Genomic DNA, 4,738 nt, shown 5'->3' with positions numbered 1-4,738 from the left:
ATAACATCTCTGATATAAAACATTTAATCAAATCAAAAAAACTAAAACAGTCCTGTATAAGTAAAGATTTTAAACGTATTTCGTGAAAGAGAAGGTACTACCTCCTTAGTAGTACCTTCTTCACATACTATTATTTAATTACTCCATCTAAGTGATCTTTCAAGTTCAATAAAAACTTCTCTATATCCGGATTCTTCACCACATCATAACAAGCAAAACTCTTTAACGGACTCATACCGAGAAACTTTTGCACGCGATGTAAATGACTAAGCGCTGATTCTAAACTTTCTCCTTCAAAGAACTTTGTCTTATCTCCAAATGCTTTTTCAGGTGCATTCCAAGTTGTAGAGAACATATACTCTTTCTCTTTTAATAAACCACCTGTTCCATATTCATCTGCACCTTTAAAGAACAAACCGTATTCATATACTTCATCCATATACGTTTTAAATAAGCCTGGAACACTAAACCAGTAAATTGGTGTTTGATAAATCACAACATCAGCCCATAAAAACTTATCTTGTTCTTCTTTAATATTGTAACCATCTTGAATCGTTGTTGTTTTCACATGATGATTCTCGCCTAATACAGTAACCATATAATCTACTAACGTTTTATTTAATCGTCCTTCCTTTGTACCGTATTTTTCATGTCCATTTATAATAAATATATTTTTCATCGTTTTTCTCTCCCCTATATGATCTACTCTTCAGCTATTAAGCCAAGTTGCTGCTGTAGTGTAAGATTATCTTCTAAATGCCAATCGTCTGTTATCTTTCCGTCTTTCACATGTAAAATATCAATTGCAAAAAAATTAATTTTCTTACCATTATGCGTTCCTGTAAAAGAAAGACGGGCCGTTACTTTATCACCAACAACTAATAAGTCTTCAATCTCGCAATGTATATCAGGCACAACTTTACGAAAATTTTGCGCTGCAAACTTTAATCCTTCAATGCCTTGTGGTCGCCCTTTCGGCAATGTATTATCGAAGAAATCTTTAGTAACAATCTGCGGAATAAGTTCCTCCTTACCTGTATCCCAAAATGCATAAAAACGCTGCGCCGCATGAACCATTTCTGTCGCTTCTTTTTTACTTAGTGAGGGATCAATTGTCATTGCTTTTGGCTTTGGCATTTCTTTTAATAACTGAACTTCAGTTTTTTGTTCCACACCACATGCTACAAGCACAATACAAATAACAAACAAACTAAGAAATCCAAGTAACTTTTTTGTCCCCATGGAAATCACCACCTCCTTATATAAATCCTTTTTGTTTCGTATTGCTATTGTATATGCACTAACTTTCTTTATGGAAGTAGTGATATTTTTTTCATATAGTTACCAAAAGTATAGTTTTGTGATACTATAAAGCAAATTCATCTAAAAAAATTTTATGGAGGCTAGTTCCATGAGCAATATAGATCCAGTTGAATTAACGAAAGGTTTACCGGGCATACCTTGTCCTATCGCTAAAACACTTGATGTAATTAGTACAAAATGGACATTTTTAATCATTCGTGATCTTCTTATCGAAGGAACATTACGCTTTAGTGATTTACAAAAATCAATGGATGGGATTAGTCCAAAAACATTATCGCTTCGACTAAAGGAATTAGAATCTCAAGGCATTATAACGAGAAAAGTATATCCAGAAGTTCCGCCTCGTGTAGAGTACACATTAACGGATAAAGGAAAGCAATTAGAGGGGATTTTTATTGAATTAAAACGGTTTGGATTAAGCTTATAAAACAAAAAAGCCTTACCGTTAAAGTGAAGTGAACCCGAATAGTGGTACATGAAAAAATAAGAGTTCATTACCCCGAAGAAGTAAAGTGGAAAGTGATTGAAATGAAAAAGGATGGGTATTCCAATTGGACCATTATAGAGAAACTCGGAATTAAAAATGTTTCCCAAATTAAGATATAGATGAAATGGTATCGTACAGATCAAACGTATCAGTTTCAACAACCTGTAGGAAAACAATATTCTTATGGAAAAAGACCAAAAGAGCTCAGTGAATTAGAATAGCTACGTATAGAAAATAAACACCTAAAAACAAAATTACTTGTATGGGGAAATTATCTAGAAATCGAAAGGGGCTGAAATCAGAAACTGTAGTTACTTTATGGAAAAATTTAAAAACAAAAATAACAGTAAAAGAATTGCGTAACGTATTAGAATTACCCCGTTCCATATTTTATCGCTCATTACAACGAACGGAAGATCTGAAAGATGATATAGGGGTACAGACACATCGCCATCAAGCTAACAGAACAGATTGTCCCTAAACGAAAATTTTGTAGCTTTTTTAGCACGGAAGTTCATTATTATCGTTTTTTATGTTTCTTAACTTGATAGAGGTGTGGTGGATCCCTTTTTTAGAAGTAAATACTTCTAACACCTTGTAGTATTTGAAGATCAATTTTATCTGCTTTTGTCCTTTGAATTATAAAATCTAATCCATTTTTAGTATTGTCCGCATATTTAGGCATTGCTTCAAGTGTATCTGTCAATGGTTTGGTGAAATCGTCCCAGTGTATTGGAATAACAAGCTTCGGTTGTACTTTTCGTACAGCTTGCTCGTAATACATATTTTGGAAATTACTTTCCCGCTTTCCTAATCCCCCTATTCCTAAAAACAGGACATCAGCTCGAATATCATCTAATACACCTTCTATATAGTTAGCACTTGGTTTAACAAGGAAAGTTTTATTATTATACGTAATCAAGTAATCATATGAAGAGTCTTCATGATAATCTAGTGCTTTAGTTGGTTGTTTAAGTGGCTTTTTTATTTTTTCTCCCTCATCAAAGGTTGGTGAATGTTTCGATGGAAGGACAGTAACAGTAAAATCACCAAACTTCATAGCCTTATTTACTTCATATACAGACATCTGGTTCTTATTTATATCACCACCAATACCTATATTAATTGCTGACTCTGAACCATATACATGTGTTCCAGTTCGTTTAGCTATGTAAGCTAAATCAAACGCATGATCATAATGTGTATGTGCAATAAACAATCCCTTAAGTTTATTATTATCAGCCCCTATTTGATTAAAAATTTTATCTACAGTATCTTCGTCTGTTTTTATATTGCTGAACAACATTTTTAGTAAGGATGGCCTAGAAATAAAACCATCAATCATTAATTGTGTATTTCCATCATCAAATAGTAAAGATGATGTTCCTAAAAATGTGACCTTTACCTCACCTTGATTCAATACTTTTTGTGTTGTTTTTGGAGCATAATACTCCTTGTATTGTTGAATATCTGCTGAAGGTGTTAAAAACTTGTAATAAACGAAAATAGAAGTGATTATTACTAGTACTGGTAATCCTATAAAAAACACCTTTAATTTTTTTCTTAATGTGTATTTCAAAAAACATTCTCCTTTCTAGACAAAAGATATTATTATTTGACTGTGCTAAATCCTCCTACTTGAGGTTACCACAAAGTATCTATAAAATTTAAAAAACACCATCCTTTCCTATGATTCTACAGAAAGAATAGCGTATTTTTTCATTTTAGGAGGAATTTTGTTTTGTTAGCTTGATAGCGATGTGGCGGTACCCCATATAGAAAAAACCGATTCCCTACACGTTAAGGATATCGGCTTTTGTTCATTCCATTATTCTTTAGAACTTGATAGGTTGTATTTCCTAATTTTATTACGCAATATCAAAAGAATTTATTATTTATACACAATTCTAAAATACGAATTAACAGTTAATATATAATATCCAAAATAGATTATGCAATATGCAATAGAACTAATGGAAATAGGAATCATAATACTGTATATAGGCATGTTGTTTATTATTGGTAAAGCAAATAAGCTATGAGTAAGTCCGACTATTATAGGTGAAATAAAACTAAAGCTAACTTGGTTAGAAATTGACTTTCTTACTTCTTTTTTCGTAACACCTACCTTACGAAGAACCTCATAGTATTTCTGATTAGCATGTGCTTCAGATAGTTGTTTATAATAAATAATAGAACCCGTTGCTAGTACAAATATAATTCCTAAAAAGCTTCCAATAAATAATGTAACTCCATACAGTTGCATAAAATCTTCATTTGTTTCAGATTGCCCTACATAATATCCTGATACAACTGTACTAACAGCCGTTAAAGCTGTGGCACTTAAGATAGCAATAGTCGCAAGTAATTTGGCATTTCCTTTTACTCGATATAACAACTGTGAAATATTTAGTATATTCATACCGTTAAAATAGATATTGCTCTTACTTTTAATTTTCTTTAATACAATAACTGTATAAGACGTGAATAGACAGTAGGTTGCAAGAACAATCGCAATCAAAATACATAACGGGATTATTTTAGGATCCATTAGCGGACGCATAGGGTCCTCAGGGTTCTGCACAAATTTTACGACTTCGCGAAAAAAGAATGCTAAAACATAACCAAAGCCAATTAAAATAAGACCTATATATGCCAAATATTTAGATCCTTTTGGCATACTCTCTCCTTTATGATTCGCTTGGAACATTTCAATTAATGGAAATTGATAAATTAAGCGCGAGTTTTTCCAAGCTGTATATAATAGAATCGATAAAAAAACAATAATTGTGTCTATTATGGCCTTTATAGATAACTCGAACGTAATTGGCACATTTAATTTCATCAAACTCATTAGAAGTTCTAAAAATAACTTAAAACTTATACTGCCAATCAATATCCCAACTATTAAAGCTACGCCCCCCATTA

The 4,738-nt window shown here is 32.2% G+C and carries 5 protein-coding genes and 2 pseudogenes; 3 read left to right on the top strand and 4 right to left on the bottom strand.

Annotated elements, in window-relative coordinates; translation table 11 throughout:
- Positions 1 to 86: pseudogene (locus ACQGS6_RS23200) on the top strand (general stress protein); the annotation flags it as partial.
- A gap of 44 nt (positions 87 to 130) precedes the next feature.
- Here ACQGS6_RS23200 and ACQGS6_RS23195 read toward each other — a convergent pair.
- A complete protein-coding gene (locus ACQGS6_RS23195; protein WP_000789178.1) occupies positions 131 to 679 on the bottom strand; it encodes an NAD(P)H-dependent oxidoreductase in 549 nt (182 codons plus the stop codon).
- Between the two features lie 23 nt (positions 680 to 702).
- Positions 703 to 1,242, bottom strand: a complete 540-nt coding sequence (locus tag ACQGS6_RS23190) for an ester cyclase (protein ID WP_025966916.1) — start codon at positions 1,240 to 1,242, stop codon at positions 703 to 705.
- A gap of 169 nt (positions 1,243 to 1,411) precedes the next feature.
- Between ACQGS6_RS23190 and ACQGS6_RS23185 the strand changes: the two genes are divergently transcribed.
- Positions 1,412 to 1,750, top strand: a complete 339-nt coding sequence (locus tag ACQGS6_RS23185; RefSeq protein ID WP_000065115.1) for a winged helix-turn-helix transcriptional regulator — start codon at positions 1,412 to 1,414, stop codon at positions 1,748 to 1,750.
- 101 nt (positions 1,751 to 1,851) lie between these two features.
- A pseudogene (locus ACQGS6_RS23180) lies at positions 1,852 to 2,243 on the top strand (IS3-like element ISBt2 family transposase); the annotation flags it as partial.
- A gap of 138 nt (positions 2,244 to 2,381) precedes the next feature.
- Here the strand turns inward: ACQGS6_RS23180 and ACQGS6_RS23175 are convergent.
- Positions 2,382 to 3,389 (bottom strand): MBL fold metallo-hydrolase, encoded by a 1,008-nt coding sequence (locus tag ACQGS6_RS23175; RefSeq protein WP_000877998.1) that lies wholly within the window; start codon positions 3,387 to 3,389, stop codon positions 2,382 to 2,384.
- A 312-nt stretch (positions 3,390 to 3,701) separates the two neighbouring features.
- The coding region (locus ACQGS6_RS23170; RefSeq protein WP_426965668.1) for an FtsX-like permease family protein at positions 3,702 to 4,738 on the bottom strand (1,037 nt) is incomplete at its 5' end.

It is taken from the genome of Bacillus sp. GMs2/2, assembly GCF_050172095.1.
In the GTDB taxonomy this organism is placed as follows: domain Bacteria; phylum Bacillota; class Bacilli; order Bacillales; family Bacillaceae_G; genus Bacillus_A; species Bacillus_A cereus.
Note: the sequence above shows the minus strand (reverse complement) of the source record. Positions and strands in the feature narration are given on the sequence as shown.

Coding starts and splice junctions, on each gene's coding strand:
- ACQGS6_RS23195 (WP_000789178.1), bottom strand. CDS start 679: ATGAAAAATATATTTATTATAAATGGACATGAAAAATACGGTACAAAG.
- ACQGS6_RS23190 (WP_025966916.1), bottom strand. CDS start 1,242: ATGGGGACAAAAAAGTTACTTGGATTTCTTAGTTTGTTTGTTATTTGT.
- ACQGS6_RS23185 (WP_000065115.1), top strand. CDS start 1,412: ATGAGCAATATAGATCCAGTTGAATTAACGAAAGGTTTACCGGGCATA.